The organism is Aquimarina sp. I32.4 (genome assembly GCF_002924285.1).
Taxonomy (GTDB): domain Bacteria; phylum Bacteroidota; class Bacteroidia; order Flavobacteriales; family Flavobacteriaceae; genus Aquimarina.
This window is the reverse complement of the sequence record NZ_PGUB01000009.1, coordinates 1-23,542: the sequence shown is the minus strand read 5'-3', so window position 1 is coordinate 23,542 and position 23,542 is coordinate 1. Positions and strand designations below refer to the sequence as shown.

The 23,542-nt window shown below is 32.6% G+C and carries 21 protein-coding genes; 7 read left to right on the top strand and 14 right to left on the bottom strand.

What is annotated here, in order from left to right:
• Positions 1–48: 48 nt before the first annotated feature.
• Positions 49–558, bottom strand: a complete 510-nt coding sequence (locus CVD18_RS03285) for a C40 family peptidase (protein ID WP_103864017.1) — start codon at positions 556–558, stop codon at positions 49–51.
• A 227-nt stretch (positions 559–785) separates the two neighbouring features.
• Between CVD18_RS03285 and CVD18_RS03280 the strand changes: the two genes are divergently transcribed.
• Entirely contained in the window at positions 786–3,023 is a 2,238-nt protein-coding gene (locus tag CVD18_RS03280; protein ID WP_103864016.1) for an ATP-binding protein, read from the top strand.
• Positions 3,024–3,039: 16 nt separating this feature from the next.
• Here the strand turns inward: CVD18_RS03280 and lpxB are convergent, their stop codons facing one another.
• From lpxB to surE, 3 genes are all read right to left on the bottom strand, one after another.
• A complete protein-coding gene (lpxB, locus tag CVD18_RS03275) occupies positions 3,040–4,155 on the bottom strand; it encodes a lipid-A-disaccharide synthase (protein ID WP_103864015.1) in 1,116 nt (371 codons plus the stop codon).
• 77 nt (positions 4,156–4,232) lie between these two features.
• Positions 4,233–4,529: a hypothetical protein gene (locus CVD18_RS03270; RefSeq protein ID WP_103864014.1), complete on the bottom strand. Its 297-nt coding sequence runs from the start codon at positions 4,527–4,529 to the stop codon at positions 4,233–4,235.
• A complete protein-coding gene (surE, locus tag CVD18_RS03265; RefSeq protein WP_103864013.1) occupies positions 4,522–5,304 on the bottom strand; it encodes a 5'/3'-nucleotidase SurE in 783 nt (260 codons plus the stop codon). Before surE ends, CVD18_RS03270 begins: the two co-directional genes overlap by 8 nt.
• A 260-nt stretch (positions 5,305–5,564) precedes the next feature.
• Between surE and CVD18_RS03260 the strand changes: the two genes are divergently transcribed.
• Both CVD18_RS03260 and CVD18_RS03255 read left to right on the top strand, forming a co-directional pair.
• Positions 5,565–7,700, top strand: coding sequence for a carboxy terminal-processing peptidase (locus CVD18_RS03260; protein WP_103864055.1), 2,136 nt, complete (start codon positions 5,565–5,567; stop codon positions 7,698–7,700).
• A gap of 8 nt (positions 7,701–7,708) precedes the next feature.
• The gene (locus CVD18_RS03255; protein WP_103864012.1) at positions 7,709–8,821 is read left to right on the top strand and encodes an ABC transporter permease; all 1,113 of its coding nucleotides are present in this window, start codon (positions 7,709–7,711) and stop codon (positions 8,819–8,821) included.
• Between the two features lie 96 nt (positions 8,822–8,917).
• On the opposite strand, the gene CVD18_RS03250 is transcribed toward CVD18_RS03255, so the two are convergent.
• On the bottom strand, positions 8,918–9,121 hold the full coding sequence (locus CVD18_RS03250; RefSeq protein WP_103864011.1) for a hypothetical protein: 204 nt from the start codon (positions 9,119–9,121) through the stop codon (positions 8,918–8,920).
• 483 nt (positions 9,122–9,604) lie between these two features.
• Positions 9,605–11,194 carry a vitamin K epoxide reductase family protein gene (locus CVD18_RS03245; RefSeq protein ID WP_103864010.1) on the bottom strand — a complete coding sequence of 530 codons (1,590 nt, stop codon included), beginning with the start codon at positions 11,192–11,194 and terminating at the stop codon, positions 9,605–9,607.
• A 302-nt stretch (positions 11,195–11,496) separates the two neighbouring features.
• On the opposite strand from CVD18_RS03245, the gene CVD18_RS03240 reads away from it, so the two are divergent.
• Positions 11,497–12,294, top strand: a complete 798-nt coding sequence (locus CVD18_RS03240) for a DNA/RNA non-specific endonuclease (protein WP_103864009.1) — start codon at positions 11,497–11,499, stop codon at positions 12,292–12,294.
• Positions 12,295–12,302: 8 nt separating this feature from the next.
• Here CVD18_RS03240 and rodA read toward each other — a convergent pair whose 3' ends face one another.
• The 6 genes from rodA to purH form a co-directional block, all read right to left on the bottom strand.
• The gene (gene rodA, locus CVD18_RS03235) at positions 12,303–13,760 is read right to left on the bottom strand and encodes a rod shape-determining protein RodA (RefSeq protein ID WP_103864008.1); all 1,458 of its coding nucleotides are present in this window, start codon (positions 13,758–13,760) and stop codon (positions 12,303–12,305) included.
• Positions 13,760–15,631, bottom strand: coding sequence for a penicillin-binding protein 2 (gene mrdA, locus CVD18_RS03230; protein ID WP_103864007.1), 1,872 nt, complete (start codon positions 15,629–15,631; stop codon positions 13,760–13,762). The genes rodA and mrdA overlap by 1 nt, the downstream gene beginning before the upstream one ends.
• Positions 15,628–16,134: a rod shape-determining protein MreD gene (mreD, locus tag CVD18_RS03225; RefSeq protein ID WP_103864006.1), complete on the bottom strand. Its 507-nt coding sequence runs from the start codon at positions 16,132–16,134 to the stop codon at positions 15,628–15,630. Before mreD ends, mrdA begins: the two co-directional genes overlap by 4 nt.
• Positions 16,135–16,137: 3 nt before the next feature.
• Positions 16,138–16,953 (bottom strand): rod shape-determining protein MreC, encoded by an 816-nt coding sequence (mreC, locus tag CVD18_RS03220; protein ID WP_103864005.1) that lies wholly within the window; start codon positions 16,951–16,953, stop codon positions 16,138–16,140.
• 134 nt (positions 16,954–17,087) lie between these two features.
• Entirely contained in the window at positions 17,088–18,116 is a 1,029-nt protein-coding gene (locus CVD18_RS03215) for a rod shape-determining protein (RefSeq protein WP_103069858.1), read from the bottom strand.
• A 43-nt stretch (positions 18,117–18,159) separates the two neighbouring features.
• Positions 18,160–19,692: a bifunctional phosphoribosylaminoimidazolecarboxamide formyltransferase/IMP cyclohydrolase gene (gene purH, locus CVD18_RS03210; protein WP_103864004.1), complete on the bottom strand. Its 1,533-nt coding sequence runs from the start codon at positions 19,690–19,692 to the stop codon at positions 18,160–18,162.
• A 151-nt stretch (positions 19,693–19,843) separates the two neighbouring features.
• Between purH and CVD18_RS03205 the strand changes: the two genes are divergently transcribed.
• Positions 19,844–21,097, top strand: coding sequence for an ABC transporter permease (locus CVD18_RS03205; RefSeq protein WP_103864003.1), 1,254 nt, complete (start codon positions 19,844–19,846; stop codon positions 21,095–21,097).
• Between the two features lie 103 nt (positions 21,098–21,200).
• On the opposite strand, the gene CVD18_RS03200 is transcribed toward CVD18_RS03205, so the two are convergent.
• Both CVD18_RS03200 and CVD18_RS03195 read right to left on the bottom strand, forming a co-directional pair.
• The gene (locus CVD18_RS03200) at positions 21,201–22,076 is read right to left on the bottom strand and encodes a type IX secretion system membrane protein PorP/SprF (RefSeq protein WP_103864002.1); all 876 of its coding nucleotides are present in this window, start codon (positions 22,074–22,076) and stop codon (positions 21,201–21,203) included.
• Between the two features lie 56 nt (positions 22,077–22,132).
• On the bottom strand, positions 22,133–22,918 hold the full coding sequence (locus CVD18_RS03195) for an Ig-like domain-containing protein (RefSeq protein WP_369858576.1): 786 nt from the start codon (positions 22,916–22,918) through the stop codon (positions 22,133–22,135).
• A gap of 69 nt (positions 22,919–22,987) precedes the next feature.
• Between CVD18_RS03195 and CVD18_RS03190 the strand changes: the two genes are divergently transcribed.
• Together CVD18_RS03190 and CVD18_RS03185 are read left to right on the top strand one after the other, a co-directional pair.
• Positions 22,988–23,200: a hypothetical protein gene (locus tag CVD18_RS03190; protein WP_103864000.1), complete on the top strand. Its 213-nt coding sequence runs from the start codon at positions 22,988–22,990 to the stop codon at positions 23,198–23,200.
• 41 nt (positions 23,201–23,241) lie between these two features.
• Positions 23,242–23,542: hypothetical protein (locus CVD18_RS03185; RefSeq protein ID WP_199185034.1), on the top strand; the 301-nt coding region annotated here is incomplete at its 3' end.

Genomic DNA, 23,542 nt, shown 5'->3' with positions numbered 1-23,542 from the left:
ACTACGATTTTTGTTTTCTAAAAAAAAATAAAAATGTGTTGTGTTGATTTACAGTACTCGTCTCGCGCTAGCAAAACACTTATTCCAGTATTTTTCGTTTAGACTAGATACCGTCACCCCTTTAGATGTTGAGGCATGTATGAATTTAATAACTCCTTTGGTTTCTATTACTAGACCAACATGAGAGATAACGTTTTTTCTTTTATTGGTTTTGAAAAAAAGTAAATCTCCAACAGTAACTTTTTTTAGAGATACAGGTTTACCTTGAGTAGCCATAGTTTTTGAGGTTCTAGGCAGAACAATATTTTCTTTTTTGAATGATGTATAGACTAATCCAGAACAGTCCATTCCTTTTTTTGTAGTACCTCCATATTTATATCTAGTGCCATTAAAAGTTTTGGCATACTTTACGATGCTTTTAATTTTTTTAGTACTAGGAGTTTTATTGGTTTTATGAGTAGCTCTTGTTTTAGAGGATATAACGACTTTATTTTTAGAAGAACTTCCACAGGAAATATGTAAAACAGCGATCAGAAGATATATAATTATTTTTTTCATTTGATTTGGGTTTATAACAAAGTACGTGTTTTTGTATAACAATTTCAAAAATTTAAAAATTAATTAAGATATATATGATTACTTGAATTATAAGAAAAGTACTCTTGATGTGACGTAAAATATGACAAAATATTGTAGGTGTATTTTTACATAATTTGTTTAAAACTTATGATAGGTAGTGGTTTTTTTTTGATATATTAATATGTTGAAAATCAAACTCTTTAAAAATGAAATCCTATGCCTATATATATGCCTTGTGTTTACTGATTAACTTGAGCGTAATACCTGTGAAAGCTCAGGGTTCTAATAACCAAATAAGCATTGATAGCATAAGGCATATTTTAAAAAAATCTTCAGAATTAATTTTGGGTGTAACAGATGAAGAATCAGAATCACTTTTAGGAATCACTAAAGAGAAAAGAGATAGTGGAATTTATTTACTGGAAGAGGTAGAGAAATTAGTGAAAAACATAGATGATCCTTATCTCAAAATCGAAGTAAACAGAGCAAAAATAGATTTTCTTCTTCGTAAAAGAGATACGGTAAAAATCAAGAAATATTTAAATAGTAATCTGGAAATTATTAAAGGGTTAAAAGATAATAGGGAATTAGGACTATATTATGAACATTTAGGGGTATTTAAGTCTAGGCTCAAAAAGCATGATGAAAAATTGAAGGCATGGCTTAAAGCAGAAGATTTATTGAGAAAGAATGGAGAGGTTAAAGATTTAATTGATATTAATTATAATCTTTGTTTCGCCTATGCAAAAAATAAAAAATGGAGTGAAGTTTTAGAACATGCTCTAAAATCCTTGAAAGCTATTGATCAAGCACAGGTAAAAAAAAACAGAAGAGGGCACTTAAACCTTTTTTTATCAGAGGCTTATGTTAATCTTAATAAATTTAAAAAAGTAAAAAATTGTTTTAATAATATAGAAGTAGAAAAGGGTATTTATGAATATACGTTACGTTTTGAAGGGAGATTACTCTCTGTAAAAGGGCTTTATTATGCAAATAAAAGAAATTATAAAAAAGCAGCTTTTTTTTATAAAAAATCTGCGGTTGCTTTTTCTTCTTTTTTAGATAAAAAAACAAAAGAAATTAGTGCTGATCTTACCTTGTTGAGTCAATTAAACCTTAAAGAAGAAGAAAATAAAAGAATTAAAGTAGAGAATAAACTAAAAGAATCCCAAATAAAAACGAATAAGTACATTATTCTATTCTCGAGTGTATTTATTATAGGGTTAATTGTATTGAGCGTAGCACAATACAGAAAATCTAAATATAAATCAAAAGTGAATGCTTTGTTGAGTTCTAGTAATAATAAACTAAAAGAAGCAAATGAAAAAGTTGACAAAGCGTTAAGAGCAAAATCGGATTTTTTGGATTCAGTAACCCATGAGCTTTTTACACCCCTTACCACCATAAAAGGAATTGTCTTCTTATTACAAAAAGAAAAATTAACAATAAGTCAAAAAAAACAATTAAAACTGATCTCTATGTCTAGTGATCATTTATTGAAATTACTTATCGATGTTATTCATCTAAACAATCTTGAAAAAGAGAAGTTTGAGTTGAAACATGAAATTTTTGATTTAAAAACTTTATTAGATAACCTGATAGATTTTTCTGTAGACATGAAGGGGAATAATAATACAATTCATAAAAGAATAGATAGTGATATCCCTGAAAACCTTAAGGGGGATATGCTTAAGGTGTCTCAAGTATTTCTTAAAATATTGGATAATGCACTAAAGTTTACCAAATACGGAGATATTGATATAAAGGTTATGTTAGAATCAAAAACAGAGGATAAGGCCAAAATCAAGTTTTCTATAAAAGATACTGGTATGGGGATGACCAAGGCACAAATAGATAAAGCATTTGAAAACTTTGATCAAGGCTCAGTAAAAATAAATAGAAAATTTGGAGGTACTGGGTTAGGGTTATCTATAGCAAAAAAAATACTAGAGTTGCATAATAGTAGTATCACTATAAAATCCAAACCAGGAAAAGGAACTAAAATTTCGTTTAAGATTGATTTTGATATTCCTGAAAAAAGTGCTGAGGAAAATAAGATATTTGCTGATAGTAGAGATGAATTGCAAAAAAATATAAATGTTCTGCTGGTAGAGGATAATAAAGTAAATCAGTTAATAACTAAAAAAATAATTTCTGATTATGGTTTTACATGTGATTCAGCTTATGATGGGAAAGAAGCAGTCGATATGGTAAGAAGTAATAAATACTCTATGATATTAATGGATATTATGATGCCCAAGATGGATGGTTTTGAAGCAACAAAATACATCAAAGAATATGATAAAAAAATACCAATTGTTGCGTTGACAGCAATCTCAGAAAAGTTGAATAAAGATAAATTTGATGAGGTAGGTATTGCAACTGTTCTTCATAAGCCAGTAAATCCTGAATTACTATACAAAACAATTATAAGTTGTTCGTAAATAATGGAGGAATCACTTATTTCTCTTTTATAGCATTAATAATGCATTTGGCGGTTTTTTCATTAGCTCCTTTACCTCCAAGGTTTTTTTCTAGATCATAGTAATCCAAAAACATAACAGCTCTTTTGTAATCATCGGTAATAATAGAAAGCTCCTCTTTGAGTTTTTCAGAAGTAAAATCATTTTGGATTAATTCTTTTACAACAGGTTTATCCATAATAAGATTGACCAGAGAAATATAATCTAGGTTAATGATTCGCTTTGCAATTTGATAAGAAATATAACTTCCTTTATAGCATACTACCTGCGGTACTTTGAATAATGCTGTTTCTAAGGTAGCGGTTCCAGAAGTTACTAATGCTGCATTACTTAAACTTAATAAATCATAAGTTTTATTCATAATAAGATGAACCCCTTCTTTCTTGATAAAAGGCGTATAGAAAGAGGTATCTTGGCTAGGAGCACCAGCAATGACAAATTGGTAATCAGGAAAATCATCTACCACAGAAAGCATTACCTCAAGCATTTTTCGAATTTCTTGTTTTCTACTTCCTGGTAATATTGCAATAATAGGGCGTTCATCTAATTTGTATTCAGCTTTAAAGGCCTCTGGCATGACCTGATTATGTTCAGAAATAGCATCGATCAAAGGATGACCAACAAACTCAACATTATAATCGTGTTTTGTATAAAAATCTTTGACAAAAGGTAAGATTACATACATATGGTCAATAGTAGATTTTATCGTCTTGATACGTCCAGGTCTAGATGCCCATACCTGTGGACTGATATAATAATGGGTATTAAATCCACATGGCTTTGCCCATTTTGCAATACGTAAATTAAATCCTGAATTATCTATAAAGATAAGCGCATCTGGTTGGTATTGCGTAATATCTTTTTTACAATACCCTATTAATTTTAGTATCTTTAGAAGATTAGTTATTATTTCTAAAAATCCCATAAATGCACGCTCCTTATAATGTATTACCAAAGAGCCGCCAACTGCCTGCATAAGATCGCCACCCCAAAATCTAAATTCTGCCTTGGGATCTTCTTTAAGAATGGATTTCATAAGATTGGAACCGTGTAAATCACCGGAAGCCTCTCCTGCAAGAAGGTAGTATTTCATGTGTTATCTATTATAAGCTATTATCAATCATAATAGCGTTTTTTTCAAAATTAACTAGTCTAGGATATTTATATAGGTTATGCAAATTTACTAATTGCAATAAAAATAGCCGCAATAAGTGTAGCAAGAAGCACGCCACGAGCACGATATATGTTGTTTTTTCTTAAAAAAAGAAAGAAAATAATCAAATTTGGGAGCGCCCCTAGTACAATTAAGCTTCCTAAAGAATCATTTGCTACAGATGCTTTTAAGGTTTCTGTAAATGAAAGACCTTGATTGCTAAGTGCCGAAAAAATAAATACACATGCAATAAAACCTATACTATTACTGAGCAAAGCTATAAAAAGACCAATGCTAATTTCTTTTTTAATCATTTAGTGACCAGTTGTTTAATTCTTGAATAAAGTGATGAGCAGTGAGATCAAATTGTGTAGGTACTATAGAGATATAACCATGATGTAGTGCCCACTCATCAGTATCTTTACCTTTGTCTTCGTTTATGAATTCACCAGAAAGCCAATAATACTCTCTGCCCATTGGATTTGTTCTTTTGTCAAATTTTTCAACCCAATGCGCATTTGCCTGACGACAAATTCTTACTCCTTTTATTTCGTCTTTAGCTAGTTTGGGGATATTTACATTAAGAACAACACCTTTTGGTAATCCGTTTTTTAACACGTTTTCAACGATAGTTTTCACATGTTTTTTGCAAGGCTCAAAGTCTGCATCCATGCCGTAATCTAGCAATGAGAATCCAATAGCAGGAATTCCTTCAATACCAGCTTCAACAGCAGCACTCATAGTTCCAGAATAGATTACATTGATTGCAGAATTAGAACCATGGTTAATTCCACTCACACATAAATCTGGTTTTCTTTCTAGAATTTGTCGTGAAGCCATTTTTACACAATCTACAGGAGTACCAGAACAGCTATATTCTTTTTGGGGTTCACTTTTATCAATGGTCACGGGGTCACAATACAAGGTGCTATTAATTGTTATGGCATGTCCCATACCGCTTTGAGGGCTATCAGGAGCAACTACAACAACATCACCTATTTCATTCATAACACTAATAAGAGCACGTATTCCTGGAGCAGTAATGCCATCATCATTAGTAACTAGAATTAGTGGTTTTTTATGTGCCATGATCTTATTTTTTGCGAAGGTAAAAATACACTTTTTTAGATGAATAAAAGAGATACCAGAAGTCAATATAAAATCAAACAATAGTCATAAAAAAATCAATTAATAACTGATAACTAATAAATGTATACAAGAGATGTTTTGAATAAGTAAAAGTGGATTGAATAATATTAGTACATTTAAGAAAATTTTAGTAATATTACCTGTTATTGGCACGATTTTTAATGTATTTTGCCTGTAGAATCCCTAAATTAAATGAGCGTATGAAAAAGAGTTTTTTGATTTTGATGCTTACCGTGATTGTTTCGGCGGCTTCTTGCAGTTTTACGACCAAGGTTGAAAATGATCCAGATAAAGATAAATTGTTAATAGATTTAATTAGCTATGTCTTAGGAAAAGGGCATTATGATGCAAAGAATATTAATGATGATTTTTCTAAAGAAGTTTTCTCTGATTATATAGACGCATTGGATCCTCTGAAGCGGTATTTTTATAAAAGTGATATCGACGAATTCAAGAGATATGAGAAATTGGTAGATGATGAAATCAGAAATAAAGACATCACTTTTTTTAATTTAACATACAATCGTCTGCAACAAAGAATGGCGGAAGCGAGAATCTTGCATAAAGAAATTCTAGAAAAACCATTTAATTTCGAGAAAGATGAAAGTATCGATACAGATTATGAAAAGTTACCGTATGTAGCAAGTAAAATTGATATGAGAAATCGTTGGAGGTTACAACTTAAATTTAATGTATTGTCCAGTTATTATGATAAAGTCGAAGAACAAATAGATTCTGTAACCAAAAACAGTAATTATAAAAGAAAAACTTCGGTTGTTTTAGAGCAAGAAGCTCGTGAAATGACAGAAAAATCGTTAAAAGATTATTTTGAAATTGCAGATGATTTAGAAAGAAAAGATTGGTTTTCTATTTATATAAACTCTATAGTAGAAGAATTTGATCCTCATACCTACTATTTTGCACCTCAAGACAAAGATCGATTTGATATTGCAATGTCTGGTAAACTTGAAGGAATAGGAGCAAGGCTGCAGAAAAAAAATAATAATGTTGAAGTAATAGAAGTTATTTCTGGTGGACCAGCTTGGAGAGGTAATGAAGTAGAAGTTGGTGATCTTATCTTAAAAGTAAAACAAGAAGATGAGAATGAACCAGTAAGTATCGTAGGAATGCGCCTTGATGATGCTGTAAGTCTTATAAAAGGACCAAAAGGTACCAAAGTTACTCTAGTAGTGAAAAAAGTGGATGGAACTACTGAGTTTATAGAGATAACAAGAGATATTGTTGAGTTAGAAGAAACGTATGCAAAATCATCTATTGTAAAAAAGAATGATAAAATATTTGGAATAGTGAATCTGCCAAAGTTTTATTTTAACATGCAAGATTATAACCAACGTAATGCTGCCAAAGATGTAAAACAAGAGATTATTCGTCTTAAAGAACAAAACATGGACGGATTGGTAATAGATCTTAGAGATAATGGAGGAGGGTCCTTGCAAACGGTAGTAGATATTGCTGGACTGTTTATAGAAAAAGGACCTGTAGTACAAGTAAGAACAAAAGGCGAATCTCCAGAAGTTTTAAGTGATAAAGATAGAAGTATACTTTGGGACGGGCCATTGGTAATTTTGGTAAATGAATTATCAGCTTCAGCTTCAGAAATTTTAGCGGCAGCAATGCAGGATTATAAAAGAGCAATTATCATTGGTAGTAAACAAACCTATGGTAAGGGAACTGTGCAGAATGTAATGGATCTTAATAGATGGATGCGTAGTAATGATTTTGGAGATCTAGGAGCATTAAAACTTACAACACAGAAGTTTTATAGAGTAAATGGTGGTTCAACACAATTAGAAGGAGTAAAGAGTGATGTAGTTGTTCCTGATCGTTATAGTTATATTGATATAGGAGAAAAAGACCAAGAAAACCCATTGCCATGGGATAAGATTGCTGCGGCAGATTATAAAATTTGGAATGGTTATATTGATTTTGATCAGACAATCAATAATAGTAAAGAGCGAATGTCTAAAAATGATCAGTTAAAATTGATTGAAGAAAATGCAAAATGGGTAAGACAAAGAAGAGATGTTAATATGTACTCGTTACAATATGGTAAGTATAAATCGAATATAGCTGCCAATGAGAAGCGGGTTGAGTATTTTAAAGCAATAGGAGATTATAAAACTAATTTAACTTTTCAGTCATTACCTTACGAAAGGAAAATGATGCAAGAGGATTCAATTTTAGAAAGAAAAAGAAATAGATGGCACGAAAGCCTGAGCAAAGATGTTTATGTTGAAGAGGCAATTAGTGTACTTGAAGATCTGAAAATTAATAACATTAGAAGGTCTAAAAATCCAGTTTCACTAAAGAATTAAGAGGTGTAATGCCAGAAATAACATCAAACTCTTTGAGTAAATTAGCGCTCCAAAAATTCAAAAAGAATTTTTGGGGCGTTTTAAGTTTATGTTTTATTGCTTTTTGTGCAATTATAGCTGTTTTTGCATATGTTTTAGCTCCTGATAACTCTCAGAATGCTAATCAAATGCATTTGTCTATTCATTCCAAACCCCCAGGGTTTAAAGTTCAGATGCTTACTATTCCTTCAAAAGAAGCAACAGATCAATCCTTTTTGAATAAAACTTTTTTTGGTAAAAAAAATACAGATACAGAAATTCCAATAGAACGCTATGTTTTAAAAAGTAATGGGGTCAAAATGTACCCTTATAGTGAAGGAGAAGTGATAGAATTATCAAAAGAAATTAGTTTTAAAAAATTTCCAGCTGGTTTAACTTCTAAAGAAATAATTTCAACCTATATACAAACCAAAACTTTTATTCTAGGTACAGATAAGTACGGAAGAGATTTATTAAGTAGGATGTTGATAGGAATCCGTATATCATTTGCTATTGGATTTGTGGCAGTATTGATCTCTTTGTTTTTAGGAATATCTTTGGGAGCAATTGCTGGTTATTTTGGAGGTAAGGTAGATGCGATCATTATGTGGTTGATAAATGTTACTTGGTCAATTCCTACTTTATTATTAGTTATTGCCATTACACTAGCCTTAGGGAAAGGATTTTGGCAAGTTTTTATAGCAGTAGGATTGACAATGTGGGTAGAAGTAGCTAGAGTGGTTAGAGGACAGGTTTTAAGTGTAAAGCAAATGCAGTATGTTACTGCAGCAAAAGCATTAGGATTTACCAATTCTAGAATTATTATAAAGCATATACTGCCAAATAGTCTAGCGCCTGTAATTGTAATTTCTGCTGCAAACTTTGCAGGTGCAATTCTTATAGAAAGTGGGCTTAGCTTTTTAGGAATAGGAGCCCAACCACCTATGGCAAGTTGGGGGGCAATGATCAAAGATCATTATTCTTATATCATTCTTGGTAAAGCTTATCTTGCAGTTATACCTGGATTAGGTATTATGAGTTTAGTGATGGCATTTATGTTGATAGGTAATGCGCTACGTGATGCATTAGATGTAAAAAGATAATATGGTTTGATTGCTTGCTTTTTCAAAAAGAAAAAACGAAATTAAATTAAAAAAGGAGATTGAAGCCCTAGAGTCCCAATCTCCTTTTTTTAATGCTTAAAAACATGCGCAATATCCATTCTGATAAGATCCCCCGCTATGAGGTCCTACACCACATTGCCATTGTGCAGTTCCACAACACTCAGGATCACTACTAGGGTAGCATCTTATTAAGATAGGTCTACCTCCTCCAGAGATTGATTTTTGATCTTTTTTTTCGATTTCTTGAGCACCTTCTAAGCTTAAAATTTGACGGAACATAATGAATGAAAAATTAAAGTTAATAAATTATTTAATTACTTATATAGAACGATGTTTTGTTTTGAAAAATGAAAAACAACATTCATGATAAAGTAAAGCGTATCTATTATAATTTTTTCTAAGTCACTGTTTTTGTTTATGTTAAGATAAAGCTGTAAGCGTTTTTATAGTATGTGTTTTTGTTAGGTATTAGTGCTGTATCTGTAACTCAGGTCTTTAAAATAACTTAATTAATGTTATTTTAAAGCTAAAAAGGAGGTGTTAATATCCCAAACTAGGCACAGGATTAGAACCATCAGGACAAATACTATCACACGAGATAGCAATGATTTCTAGATAACCACTATTACCCATTACGATACATCCGCAGTCATCTGTTGAAGAAAACGGAAAGTGCCTCCTTTAATACTTGATTGTCGATTTCTTGAACATCTTTTAATTTCAAAATCTTTGTTAACATGTTGTATCGGTTTTAAGGTATGATTATATGGTCACAGCATTACGAGGTTCTTCAAGTTGACTGGTGTGATTTTCAATCATAATGCTCATAAAATGGAAGAATTCTTGGTAATTGTACTTTTTTGGATATAGTTTAGTATTGATAAGCGTAGCGGGCGTGTAATACAAATTATTTTTATTTGCCCATTCAGATTGTTGCTTCAGGATGTCTAAATATTCTTGAGTGTTTTGAGGGACAGTATGTTTTTTTAGCCATTTGCTATGCGTTCTGTCTGCAAACCAATTATTGTAAGCGAGAATAAATTTGTCAGCCCCTTGATTACTATAGATATCAAAAAGAGTAAGAGCTATTTGGGTAGCTTTGTCATTGACATCATTATATTTAATATTTAGTCTAATAATTATCTGAATTTGGTCTCCCATGGTTTTTAGAGTACGTGTATACGCTTCAAATGCATCTTTACAGTATCCGCACATTGGATTGGTAAGGCTAATAATTTTGAAACTAGCGTTTGGATTACCTAATACAATTTCATGAGGGATAGTCTTGTTGTCTTCTATCTTTTCTGAACTATTAAATAAATGATTGTAGATCTGCTCATCTCTTTTGAAATGATTTAGCTTTAAGTTCTCTGCTTTAAATTTTTTGTTTTGTTTTATTTTTTCTTTTAAGTATAAAAAGCCTAGTGTAAATAACGAAGCCACAATAATAAAACTTGTAATTTCGAGAAGATCTAATTTGTTAGGGATATTGAGTATTGCTATCACCGCCAAACCTATGGATACTGATCCCATAGCTAAACAAATCGCACACCATTTTTTTATAATAAACGCTTGAGAGTATAATGAGTATACAATAAATGGAATGCCGATTAGTGATAATGCCAGTAATGTACTGTTAAAGCCATAGAATAATTGATGTAATAATATCGAACCAAAAAAGGCCATTCCAGCATCTGCCAAAGAAAAATTGGGAAATAATTTTCCGCTATTATTATTTATAACTTCTCCGCAATTTGTATTACCTACCGATGTGCAAAATTGGTGTATTGTTTGCGATTGTATCCCTAAGCTTTCTCGTATTGCAAAAAAGCTTAAAATAGTACCAGTAATTGATAAAGAAATAAAAACTAAATGATGTACAACCCATGGGCTATTGTAAAGAACAAAGAGTGCGCTGATACATAGGCCAGTCAATATTAGATTCTGAAAAATAGATTTATCAGAAATAAGTTTCTGTTTTGTGTTATATTCAACTGCGATAACCTTAGGAACCCATATATCTTTGAACTCTTCTAGAGTAAGTTTATTTTTCTTTAGATCCGTATGTTTTAACTCTATGTTGTTGTCTGTTTTGATTACAGTTACAATCTCTTCTTTATTGTCTAATGTGATCAAGGTAATAAAACATTCTGGTAATTGATCTAATGCCTCACTAGGAACTTCCACAGCTATGTTATCTATATCAAAATAATCCAACGTATCAGTAATAGATTGAAAACTTGGATAATTAGGGTGTATTTGCAATTGTAGTTCCAGATCTTTTTTGTTATAATTACCAATTCTATTATTAATTAAAGTGGTTTCAACAATTTTTTCTATAGTAGTATTCATCTATGTCTGGTTAGAATTGTTATATGTTTAAGTATGTGTTTTTTTAAAGGTGTTACACTGTGTAGTAACTGAATGATTTTAATATTTGTAATACAGGTATTATTTTAGGAAAAAAACACTTTGTCTAATGTAAAGATTTTACTGCCTAAAACGACAAGGGTTTAGCTTGAAAAAAAGAAGGAAAAACCATAGCGCATGATTGTTTAATGTGATATATATAGAAATAATAAAGGTTATAGTGTTTTTGAAAACGATAGGAGTGCGCATTTTGTTATTTTTGTCTCGCCTAAAAAAAATAGCACATGAATAGAAAGTATATATATCCAGTGTTGATTATAATTGTTACCGTTGGATTTTATTATTTTGAAGGATACTTGGATAATAATAGAGTTATGCCGAATGAAGACGGTGAAAATGGTAATAAAGGTTTTTTCTATCTTCCTACATCTACTACAGGTTCAGTAATAATTCATAATAATTATTCATTATCATATTCTGAGAAGCATGAACAAGCAGAATGGGTGGCCTATGAATTAAAAAAAGGACATATGTCCACAAATAATTTTAAACGACCATTTTTTGAAGAAGATAGAAAAGTAAAAACATCTTCTGCTGATTGGCGTAATTATAAAAAATCAGGATACGATAGAGGGCATTTATGTCCTGCGGGAGATAGAAGGTTTACATATAAAGCTTTTGAAGAAACTTTTCTTACTTCTAATATATCACCAATGAATCATGAGTTTAATAGGGGTGTTTGGAATGATCTGGAGAAAAAGGTGAGGTATTGGGCGAAAACTTATAATGCAATCTATGTAGTTACGGGAGGAGTATTGGTAAATGACCTTCCTGCGATAGGGTATGAGCATGTCTCTGTACCTCGATATTTTTATAAAGTTATTTTTGATAATTCTTCTACGAATCCAAAAATGATAGGGTTTTTAATTCCTCATGTAGATATACAGAAAGAACTACAAGAATTTGTAGTGCCTGTCGATAAAATAGAAGAATTAACTGGGATTGATTTCTTTGATAAGCTTGATGATAAAACTGAAAATAAGTTGGAATCATCAATAACCATCAAAAAATGGAAATTCTAAAAGTTAGACTACCATTCATTAACACGATTAGAGTCCAGCTTAATAAAAATAAATAGTAAAATTGTAAATCCCCATAAACCAGAGCCTCCGTAGCTAAAGAAGGGTAGCGGAATTCCGATAGTTGGCATAAGCCCCGTTACCATACCTATATTAATAGCAAAATGAATAAATAGAATACCAATAACGCTATAGCCATACACTCTACTGAATTGAGATTTTTGTCTTTCGGCAAGATGAATAAGGCGGATCAATAAAAGAACAAACAGAATTATAATTAGAGTAGCACCTAGAAACCCCCATTCCTCACCAACGGTACTAAAAATGTAATCAGTACTTTGTTCAGGTACAAATCCACCTTTGGTTTGCGTTCCTTCTTTCCATCCTTTACCAGTCCATCCACCACTACCGATAGCGATTTCACTTTGATTGGTGTTATATCCTATTCCTTTTGAATCTACTTCCTTGCCTAGAACGATATTAAATCGGTCACGATGCCTTTGCTCAAATACGTTATTAAAAATATAATTAACCGAAAAACAAAAACCTGTGATGACAATAAAAACAAGGATAAATCTTGAATATCTTATTTTTTGCCTTTCAGAAGATTTCTTTTTGCTTAATAAGCCAATAAAAAAACCAATGGCAATTATTAATAGGAATATGATAATTAATTTAATAGCGAGAGAGAGTACGCCTAGCTTAGTAATTATTGCTGTAATAAAGTAAAATATAATTAATGTAACTATAGATAAGCCTATGAATAAGTATGTTTTTAATTTTATTTCTTTATGCATATAGATTGATTTGGAAGTTAAGAATCCAATCAAAAATGAAAGAGTTCCTATGATGACAAAAACAGGACCATAGAGTAGTGTAAGTATAAATAATATGGCAGCAGCAGCTCCTACAATTAGATATATAGCCGCGAGTCCTTCTCTGTAAAGAGGAAAGAAAAAAGCGGCATAGACCAATGCACTTCCAGGGTCGGGTTGAGGGATAATAATTATCGCTGGAATCGCAATGATCAAAAAAGCTCTTACTTGATGCCCTAAAAGGTTAATATTGGTCTGCATGTCGCTAAGAAATTTAGCAAGAGCTAATGCGGTACAGGCTTTAGCAAATTCTGATGGCTGTATACTAGCTGGACCTAATTGATACCAAGAAGTCGCACCAGAGATGGTTTTTCCGAATACAAATAGACCTAGTAAAGATAACAGGGATATTACATAGATTAGTCCAGCAAAACGTTCATAAAATTTAACCTCGACTGCTTGAGTGATAATAATAAGAACAATACTAAATAAGATCCAGTAAGCTTGTCTTACATATGCATGGGAAAAATCAGTTAAAGAAAAAGCTTCGTTGTTATAGGAAGAGGAATAGATATTTCCCCATCCAAAACCAACTAGGGCTATAAATAATAAGACTGTGATCCAATCTATTGCTGCTACACTGGATTTTGCCATTATTGATTAATTTTAAAGGGTTCGCCACTATACTGTTTTGCGTATTCTTCTTCCAGACTATGAGTAAGAAGCCATTTTTCTAAATCTGTTCTGGAAATAGTGCCATTAATATGTTTTTCTATCATTAAAGAGGCTATTTTGCCAGCATAACGAGACCCCCAATATCCATTTTCTATAAACACAGCAATAGCTATTTTTGGGTTGTCTTTAGGCGCAAATGCAATAAATACAGAGTGGTCGGTAAGCTGTGTTCTTTTGCCATTGATTTTGGTAAAATTTTCTGCGGTTCCTGTTTTTCCACAAATTTCAATTCCTTCAACTTGCAAAGAAAGTGCTGTACCTTGAGTATATACCTGATGCATTCCTTCTATAACAGGTTCAAAATGCTCCTTATCAATGGTTGTTACTTTTGGGGTAGTGTAATTTTCATTCTCTATAGGTTTTCCATTGATATTCTTTATGATATGAGGAGTGTAATAAAATCCTCTGTTGGCAATTGCGGCAGTCATATTAGCTAGCTGTATAGGTGTTGCTATAACTTCACCTTGCCCAATAGAGTTTGATAATGTAGCAGAAGCATACCATTTATAGGTAGGGTATTGATATATTTTGTTGTAATATTCAGAATTAGGTACTTTTCCTCGCTTTCCAGTTGGCAAATCATATCCTAGATAATTTCCTAAGCCAAAACTTTGTACATGTTCTCTCCACGTGTCAATCCCTTTTTGAGGAGTGTCGTACTTTTCAATGATTCGTCTATAAACAGTGGCAAAGTAGGCGTTGCAGGAATTGGCAATTCCTGGAATCATACTTAGTGGGCTTCTATGCGAATGACAACCCAGTTTTCGGCCATTTTTCCCATAGTAATATCCCATTCTACAGGAGATACCTTCTTTTATATCAATAATGTTTTCTTGTAGTCCGATTAATGCATTTATCGTCTTGAATGGGGAGCCAGGGGGGTATTCACCTTTTAATCCTCTGTCGTAAAGTGGTTTTCCAATAGTGTCATAAACCAGTTTAGTAAAATTAGGAGACCTTTTTCTTCCTACTAGTAATTCTGGTTTGTAGGTTGGTGCAGTTACCAAAGCTAGGATTTCTCCTGATGTTGGTTCAAGAACCACAATACCACCACGCTTATTCTCCATTAATTTTTGCCCATACGCCTGTAGTCTGCTGTCTAAGGTCAGGGTAAGATCTTTTCCGTTTACAGGTAAAGTGTCAAATTTTCCATTCTTATAAGGGCCGATATCTCTGTTGAATCTGTCTTTTTGAATACGTTTAACCCCTTTGATTCCTCTAAGCTCTTTTTCATACTGTTTTTCTACACCGCCAATGCCAATAAGATCTCCTGATAGGTAATAAGGGTCTTTTCTGATCAAAGCGTCATTTACTTCTCCAATATATCCTAAAACATTAGCTGCACCAGTGGTTTGATATTCTCTTAAGGAGCGTTTCTGAATATAAAAACCTTCGAATTTCCGCATCTTTTCTTGTAGATACGCATATTCATCCTTGGTTAATTGTGGAATTACGATAGAGGGAACTCTAGGGGAATAGACTCTGGCTTTTTTTAGTCTTTTTTTTAGCTTTTCTTTTGTGGTATTAAGAATAGAACAAAATTCTAACGTGTCAAAAGGTTTTAATTCTCTAGGGATTACCATGACATCATAAGAAGGTTGATTGGTAACCAATAGTTTGCCGTCTCTATCATAAATGGCCCCTCTTTGGGGGTAATCGTATATTACTTTTATAGCATTGTCTTCTGATAATGAAGCGTAAGACGTGTTGTAAATTTGTAAATAAAATAGTCTTGCAATAAATACAATACCAGTAGTAATAATAATTAGGTAGAGTAATAACTTTCTCATGAATTATTTCTTCTAAACAATGCCAGAACCAACATAGTGATTACAATAGTAAATAAACTAGATAATAACGTTTTTTTGATAATTAATAGTATGTGAGAAAAGTTAAAAATTTCTAGTGAGAAAAGTACAATATGATGTGTTAAAACCATTAGGGTTACGTAGACAAAACGTTCTCCGAATCTAACATTACTTAATTTTACAGTTTGAAACTCATAACTAAGTCCAAATACAGAGCGTAATGCTATAGGGCGAAAAAAAGCAATAATGGTACAGGCAGCTGCATGCACTCCTCCAGAATCACCAAACATATCAATAATCAATCCTAGCATAAAACTTACTACCAAAAAGAGACTTCTATTGATATTGATGGGGGCGAGAAGAATAAAAATAATATAAATGTATGGATTTAAATATCCTAAAAAATTAATGTGATTAAGTACCATAGTCTGAACCAAAATCAAAACAATGAACCGTGTGATATGTAGTAGTGTATCTTTATTCATGAATTAATCCTCTAGACTTTTGATTTCTTCAATATCTCTGCTCTTTATTGTATACACAAAACCAATATCACTCATGTCATTAAACAGTTTGATGTCTATCAAATAATAACTTTTATTTTGATTGAGTTTATAGCTTGCGATAGTTCCTATTCCTATGCCTCTAGGAAAAATAGTAGAACGCCCGTGAGTAATAATTGTGTCACCTTCTTTGAGAATAGCTTGCCTGGGGATGGTTTCTAATTGAACAATATTTGGGTCCTTGCCATTCCAAACTAGTGAGCCGTATTGATTTGATTTTTTAAGACCAGCATTGATTCTGGAGTTACTATTGAGAATAGAGATAATTCTACTGTAATTTTTTGAAGTGTTTTCTACGATACCAATGATGCCTTTGTCTGTAATTACTCCCATATCAGGAAAAATACTATCGTTCTCTCCTTTGTCAATAAGGATATAATTATCTGTTTTGCTGTAATCATTTTTAATGACCCTAGCTTTGGTAAAGGTATAAGGTTTATCAAACGATAATGTATCTGTTTTTATAATGTCTGTAGGCTTTAGCCCTAATAAAACGCTCAGCTGATTACGTAAATTTTCATTTTCTTCCAATAAACGTTCATTTTCACCTTTTAAGCCAAAATAAACACTGGTAGAATTTTGCCATCCATATAAACCTCCGCTAAAAAAATTGGTAGAGCTTATAAACTTACTCTTGTGATAGGAGTGGGATTGTATTGTAAATATCAATGATAAAAACAATAATAATAAGAATAGCAGAAAATGTTTATTCTTTATTAAAAAATTAATAATCTGCTGCATGATTTACAATATGATAACTTTCTTGGTTAAACCTTCTGTAATACCTTGCTAGTTCATATTTAGCAAGTGTCAAAGCAGGATAACGTAAAATCAGAAATTTAGGTATATTTTAAGAATGTTTTTTTTCAAAAACATTATTTTATAAGCACACTTTTATATCTGTTTAAATTTTTGAGTGTGATTCCTGTTCCTCTTACTACTGCCCTCAACGGATCTTCTGCAATGTATACAGGTAGATCAGTTTTTTGTGATAAACGTTTATCTAGTCCACGAAGCATTGATCCTCCACCTGCAAGGTATATTCCTGTGTTGTAGATATCAGCGGCAAGTTCTGGGGGAGTTTGTGATAAAGTCTCCATTACAGCATCTTCGATTCGTAAAATTGATTTATCTAAAGCTTTGGCCATCTCTCTAAAAGAAATTTGAACTTGCTTTGGTTTTCCTGTAAGAAGATCACGCCCTTGAACATTCATTTCTTCTGGTGGTAATTCTAGATCTTCTGTTGCAGCACCAATTTGTATTTTTATTTTCTCTGCCGTACGCTCTCCAACATATAAGTTATGTTGCGTACGCATGTAATATATAATATCATTGGTAAATACGTCACCCGCAATTTTTACCGATTTGTCACAAACAATTCCTCCTAAGGCGATAACTGCGATTTCGGTAGTACCTCCACCTATATCAACAATCATATTTCCTTTGGGTTGCATGATGTCTACTCCTATACCTATAGCTGCAGCCATAGGTTCATGAATAAGATATACTTCTTTTCCATTTACCCGTTCGGCACTTTCTTTTACAGCACGCATTTCTACCTCTGTAATACCAGAAGGGATACAGATAACCATGCGCAATGCTGGAGCAAATAGTTTCTTTTTTAATGCTGGAATATCTTTGATAAACATGCTAATCATTTTTTCGCTAGCATCAAAGTCAGCAATAACCCCATCTTTCAATGGCCTTATGGTTTTTATGTTTTCATGAGTTTTTCCTTGCATCATAGCAGCTTCTTTTCCTGCTGCAATAATTTTGCCAGTCATTATATCTCTGGCTACAATAGAGGGACTGTCCACAACTACTTTGTCATTGTGAATTACTAGCGTATTGGCGGTACCTAAATCTATTGCAATCTCTTCGGTAAAGAAGTCAAAAAATCCCATAAAAGTCGAAAAAAGGGGTTAAAATTCAGTAAATGTAATAAAATTAATGTTTAAAATGACGTGTTCCTGTCATAACCATTGCAATTCCGTTTTCATCACAGTAATCAATACTTAATTGATCCTTGATAGATCCTCCAGGTTGAATTACCGCTTTTATGCCTGCATTATCTGCTAATTCTACACAATCAGGAAAAGGAAAAAAAGCATCACTAGCCATTACTGCTCCACTAAGATCAAAATCAAAAGCTCGTGCTTTTTCTACAGATTGTTTTAATGCATCTACTCTTGATGTTTGTCCTGTTCCACTAGCTAGTAATTGTTTTTCTTTGGTAAACACAATCGTGTTTGATTTGGTATGTTTACATATTTTTGAAGCAAACAAAAGATCTTCTATCTGTGCTGCAGTAGGAGCAGTCTTTGTAACAGTATTTAGATCGTCTGTAGTATCGGTTTTAAGATCTTTATCTTGTACCAATGCCCCATTTAAGCATGATCTTATTTGTGTTTCTGGCAGATCAATTTCTTTTTGTACCAGAATGATTCTATTTTTCTTTCCTTTTAAAATTTCAATAGCTTCACTACTGAAAGAAGGAGCAATAACTACTTCACAAAATAATTTATGAATTTCTTCTGCTGTTGCTTTGTCAATTTCTGTATTACTAATCAAGATTCCTCCAAAAGCAGAAACTGGATCACCTGCTAATGCACCAACATAAGATTTGAGAACAGTTTCTCTTTGAGCCAAACCACAAGCATTATTATGCTTTAATATTGCAAATGTGGGAGCTTCTCCTTTGAATTCATTCATAAGATTTACCGCAGCGTCTACATCAAGAAGGTTGTTGTAAGACAACTCTTTACCATGTAGTTTGTCAAACATAGCTTCAAAATCCCCAAAGAAAAATCCTTTTTGATGAGGGTTTTCTCCATAACGTAATTTTTTTCCTTTTGTCTCGCTTACTTTTAGAGAAGGAATTGTATGGTCACTATTGAAATAGTTAAAAATTGCAGTATCATAGTGAGAAGATACATTAAAAGCTTTTGCGGCAAAACGTTTTCTATCTTCGATTGTAATAGTACCATTACCTTCTGAGATGACAGATAAAAACTCAGCATAATCATCAACAGAAGCTACACAAGTAACGTCTACAAAGTTTTTAGCCGCTGCTCTAATCAATGAAATCCCTCCTATATCTATTTTTTCGATAATATCTTGCTCAGAAGCTCCAGAAGCTACTGTTTTTTCAAAAGGATATAAGTCAACAATGACTATGTCAATTTGTGGAATCTCATATTGCTCAAGTTCTGCAACATCACTATCATTATTCTGACGGTTTAAAATTCCTCCAAAAACTTTAGGATGTAAGGTTTTAACTCTTCCTCCAAGAATTGAAGGATATGAAGTAACATCTTCTACTGGAATGACATTAATACCAAGATCTCTGATAAATTTTTCAGTTCCACCTGTAGAATAAATTGTAATTCCAAGTTCGTCTAATTTTTTTACGATCGGAGCTAATCCGTCTTTACTGAATACAGAAATTAATGCAGATTTAGCAGTTTTTGTGTTGCTCATGAGAAAATTTAGTTTGTAAAACGCAAAAATAGCAATTTAGTAGTCAATTAGACAACCAATTATATGTAATTGTTTTTGCTAAATTGTAACAAAAAGATAAGGAATACGTCCTATCTTTAAATAATCCAAAATTCAATTCAAAAAACAAAGCATGCTCATCTATCTTAGAGTACTTAAAGAAAGTTTTAATTTTGCGGTTAATGCGCTTGTAAACAATAAGTTGCGTACATTTCTTTCTTTGTTGGGAGTTACCATAGGTATTTTCTCAATAATTGGAGTTCTTGCGGCAGTAGATTCGTTAAAACAAGAGATAAAAGGAAGTATTAGTTCATTAGATAATAGCACTATTTATGTGATGCGTTTTTCTTTTGGACCTACAGATATTCCCCAATGGAAAAGAGAGCAATTTCCTGATGTTACTTTTGAAGAATATCAATATATCAAAAGATCAATGCCTAATGTCAAAGCAACAAGTTTTATTCTGAATGTTGGGACAGAAACGATCAAGTATGAAGATAATAGTGTGAGTAATGTAGAGGTGGCTCCTGTAACAAATGATTATTATGATATAGAAGAGTTACAGGTGGTCAAAGGTAGATTTTATAATGAGCAGGAATCTGTTGCAGGAGCTCCAGTGATAGTTATTGGTGATCAGATTGCTAATAGTTTGTTTGGAGGGGTAGATCCTATTGGTAAAAAAGTGCGTTTGTATGGTAGAAGACTTACTGTGATCGGAGTGCTGAAAAAAGAAGGAACTGGACTTTTTGGGGATAGTAAAGATACGGTGGTAATTCTTCCTGTTAATTTAGTAAGAAGAATGTATGGGGATAATAATAAATCAGTTTTTCCTGCCATTATCATCAAACCAGAATCAGATATTGATACTCCCGAGTTTGTGGCTTTGCTAAAACAGAAAATTAGAGCACATCGTGGTTTAAAACCAGATGAGGTAGATGATTTTTTTGTGAATCAATTACAAGGATTTACTGATTTTATTGATAATATAACTAGTACAATGTCTACTATAGGTGGTTTTATAGGTATGTTTTCTTTGTTGGTAGGAGGTTTTGGAATTGCAAATATTATGTTTGTAAGTGTAAAAGAACGAACCAACCTAATCGGGATACAAAAAGCTTTGGGGGCTAAAAAAAGGTTTATATTATTTCAGTTCCTGTTTGAGGCAATTATTTTGGCTGTTTTTGGTGGTTTGATAGGGCTTATACTAGTTTGGCTAATATCAATATCGGCATCACAATTTACAGGGGATTTTCAATTTATCCTTTCTGGATCGAATATGTTTTGGGGTATGTTTTCTTCTACTATAATTGGTTTGATTGCAGGAATTTTACCTGCTATATCAGCTTCTAGATTAGACCCTGTAGAGGCTATTAGAACAGGAATGTAATACAAAAACAACAAGATTTTTAATACATACGCACACTATTTGCAAATAGTGTGCGTATGTGTTGGATATTGTATGCTTAGTTTCTTGTCTAAGTATATATTACTTAATTTAACTTAAACTTTAAAATAATTTCATGAGTTCCGTTAGTATATGTATTAACATCTGTGGTGGTATGTTCATAGGCGTATCCAAAGGTCAGTACATTTTCAAGGAAACTTGTGGTCAGAAACATGGTTACGCTTTCGTCTAGCCTATAATTAGCTCCTAACTCTATTCGCTCTTTGTATAGTAATGAACTTGTAAGGTCTAATGAGAATGGAGCTCCTGTTACTACTTTTCCTAATACAGACGGGCGTAATTTGAAATCTGGACTAATATCAAAATCATATCCACCTCCCATAAAAAATTGCGTATCATCACTTGCAGATACAGGGTTTACTCCTTCTTTTTCGTACCTATCATTAGAAAGAAGGCTAGGAGCAGACACAGATATATAATACTTAGGAGCTTTAAGATAAAACCCTACTCCAACATTGGGATTAAAAGTACTTATGTTCTCTGCAAATAAAGGGTCATCTTCAATACCAACTTTATTGAGGTCAATTTTTAAGAAAGATCCTCCAGCTTTTATTCCTGCATAAAGATCTAGCTCTTCTGCTAGCTTAAGTTTGTATGAGAAATCAGCATATAAATGCGTTTCATCTAGTACAAAAACTTTGTCGCTTACTACAGTTAGCCCAACTCCTATTTTGTCACTAACAGGAGTGTTTACATTAAAATTAAGAGTTTCAGGTCCTCCTTGAACTCCTGTCCATTGACTTCTAACCCCGAATACAGCTTCAAGATTTCCGCTAGTTCCTGCATAAGCAGGAGTAATAACATTCATATTGTATCGGTACATGCTAAAATGTGGGTCTTGCTGTGCATTACATATGAATGAAGTAGCAAGTGTGAAAAATATATATTGTAAATATTTCATTTTTATTTTTTTTATAGAAATAATAAGATTTTACCTTTTTATGGACTTGAGATCATTTAATAGTTAATATAGATCCAGCCATTAAAAGGAGGGATTTCTGGATTACCAGTTTCTATAACATAATAATAAGCTCCTGCTGGCAAAGTGTCGTTTCCAAATGTAGAACGACCATTAGACTCTCCGTTCCAATTGTTTTGATAGTCTACCGCTTCAAACACTTTTTTACCAGATCTGTTAAATACTTGAATCGTATGATTCGCAAAATTCTCAATACCTTCTATCACCCAAGTGTCATTGATTCCGTCACCATTAGGAGAAAATCCTTTGTCAAATGTAAGTGTAGTCGTAGCAATAGGAGTTTCTGTTTCTATTACAAAGTTTGATGAATCTGTAGTACCTATTCCAGTGTTTCCAGCAACATCGGTTATTCCAATGTTATTTATTGTAATCACATTGGTAGCATCATCTAGTTCTGTATTTGGAGTATAGGTGGCAGTATATGTGATACCTCCATCTGTTGAGCTTACGTCAGATAGTGTTCCGTTTGGTATAGTAAGATCAGTATTATCAAAATCAGTAACTATTTCAGAAAAAGTAAAGGTTACAGACATTGTTTCTTCTGTTGTTAAAGAAGTATCACTAATCGTTATTGTCGATGTAGGTGCAACGGTATCTATACTAAAACTATCAGAATCTGTGGTGCCTACTCCTGTGTTTCCTGCACTGTTGGTTAGTCCAGTGTTATCCAGAGTGATCACATTTGAGGAGTTTTCTACTTCTGTATTAGGTGTATAGGTTGCTGTAAATGTAATATTACCATCAGTAGAACTTACAGTAGACAGTGTTCCGTTGAGTGTACGACAAATTTCCCTTTTTGTTAAAATTTAGTATTTTTATTAGAAACATATTTAATGGATATAAAGACTCAAGCCTCGTTAATCTTCGACAAACATTTTGAACAATGGTTATCTGATCCTTCTCGTATGGAGAATGGATATCAATACGAATCTACGTACGCTGCAATGATGTCAAATGTTGAGCAAGAAGTTTTACAATTATCTGTTGGTCGTGTTCCCAAGAGCAAGAACTTAAAAAAAAACTTCAAACCAGATTTGGAAAGATAGAATCCTGCAAGTCTCATGTTATTTCTCAATCTCCAGGTTTTATGGGTATTAGTAGTTTGGCTCAAGAAACCATGTGCTATATGGGTCAGTATTTGGTATTTAGTGAAGCAGAAGATGTGATCAATAATTTGACAGGTTCAGGGGTCAATGCCAAGCAAATAGAGCGTGTTTGCCACAAATATGGACAATGGATTGAAGATGCTGATAATGCGGTTATCAAAAATCTGGTTTATAAAGAATATGAATCAGGTAAAGCGGATGAACTTCATTATGTTAGTGTAGATGGGGCTATGTACCTAACAAGAGAGGAAAGTTGGAAAGAGAGTAAGCTAGGTAGACTAT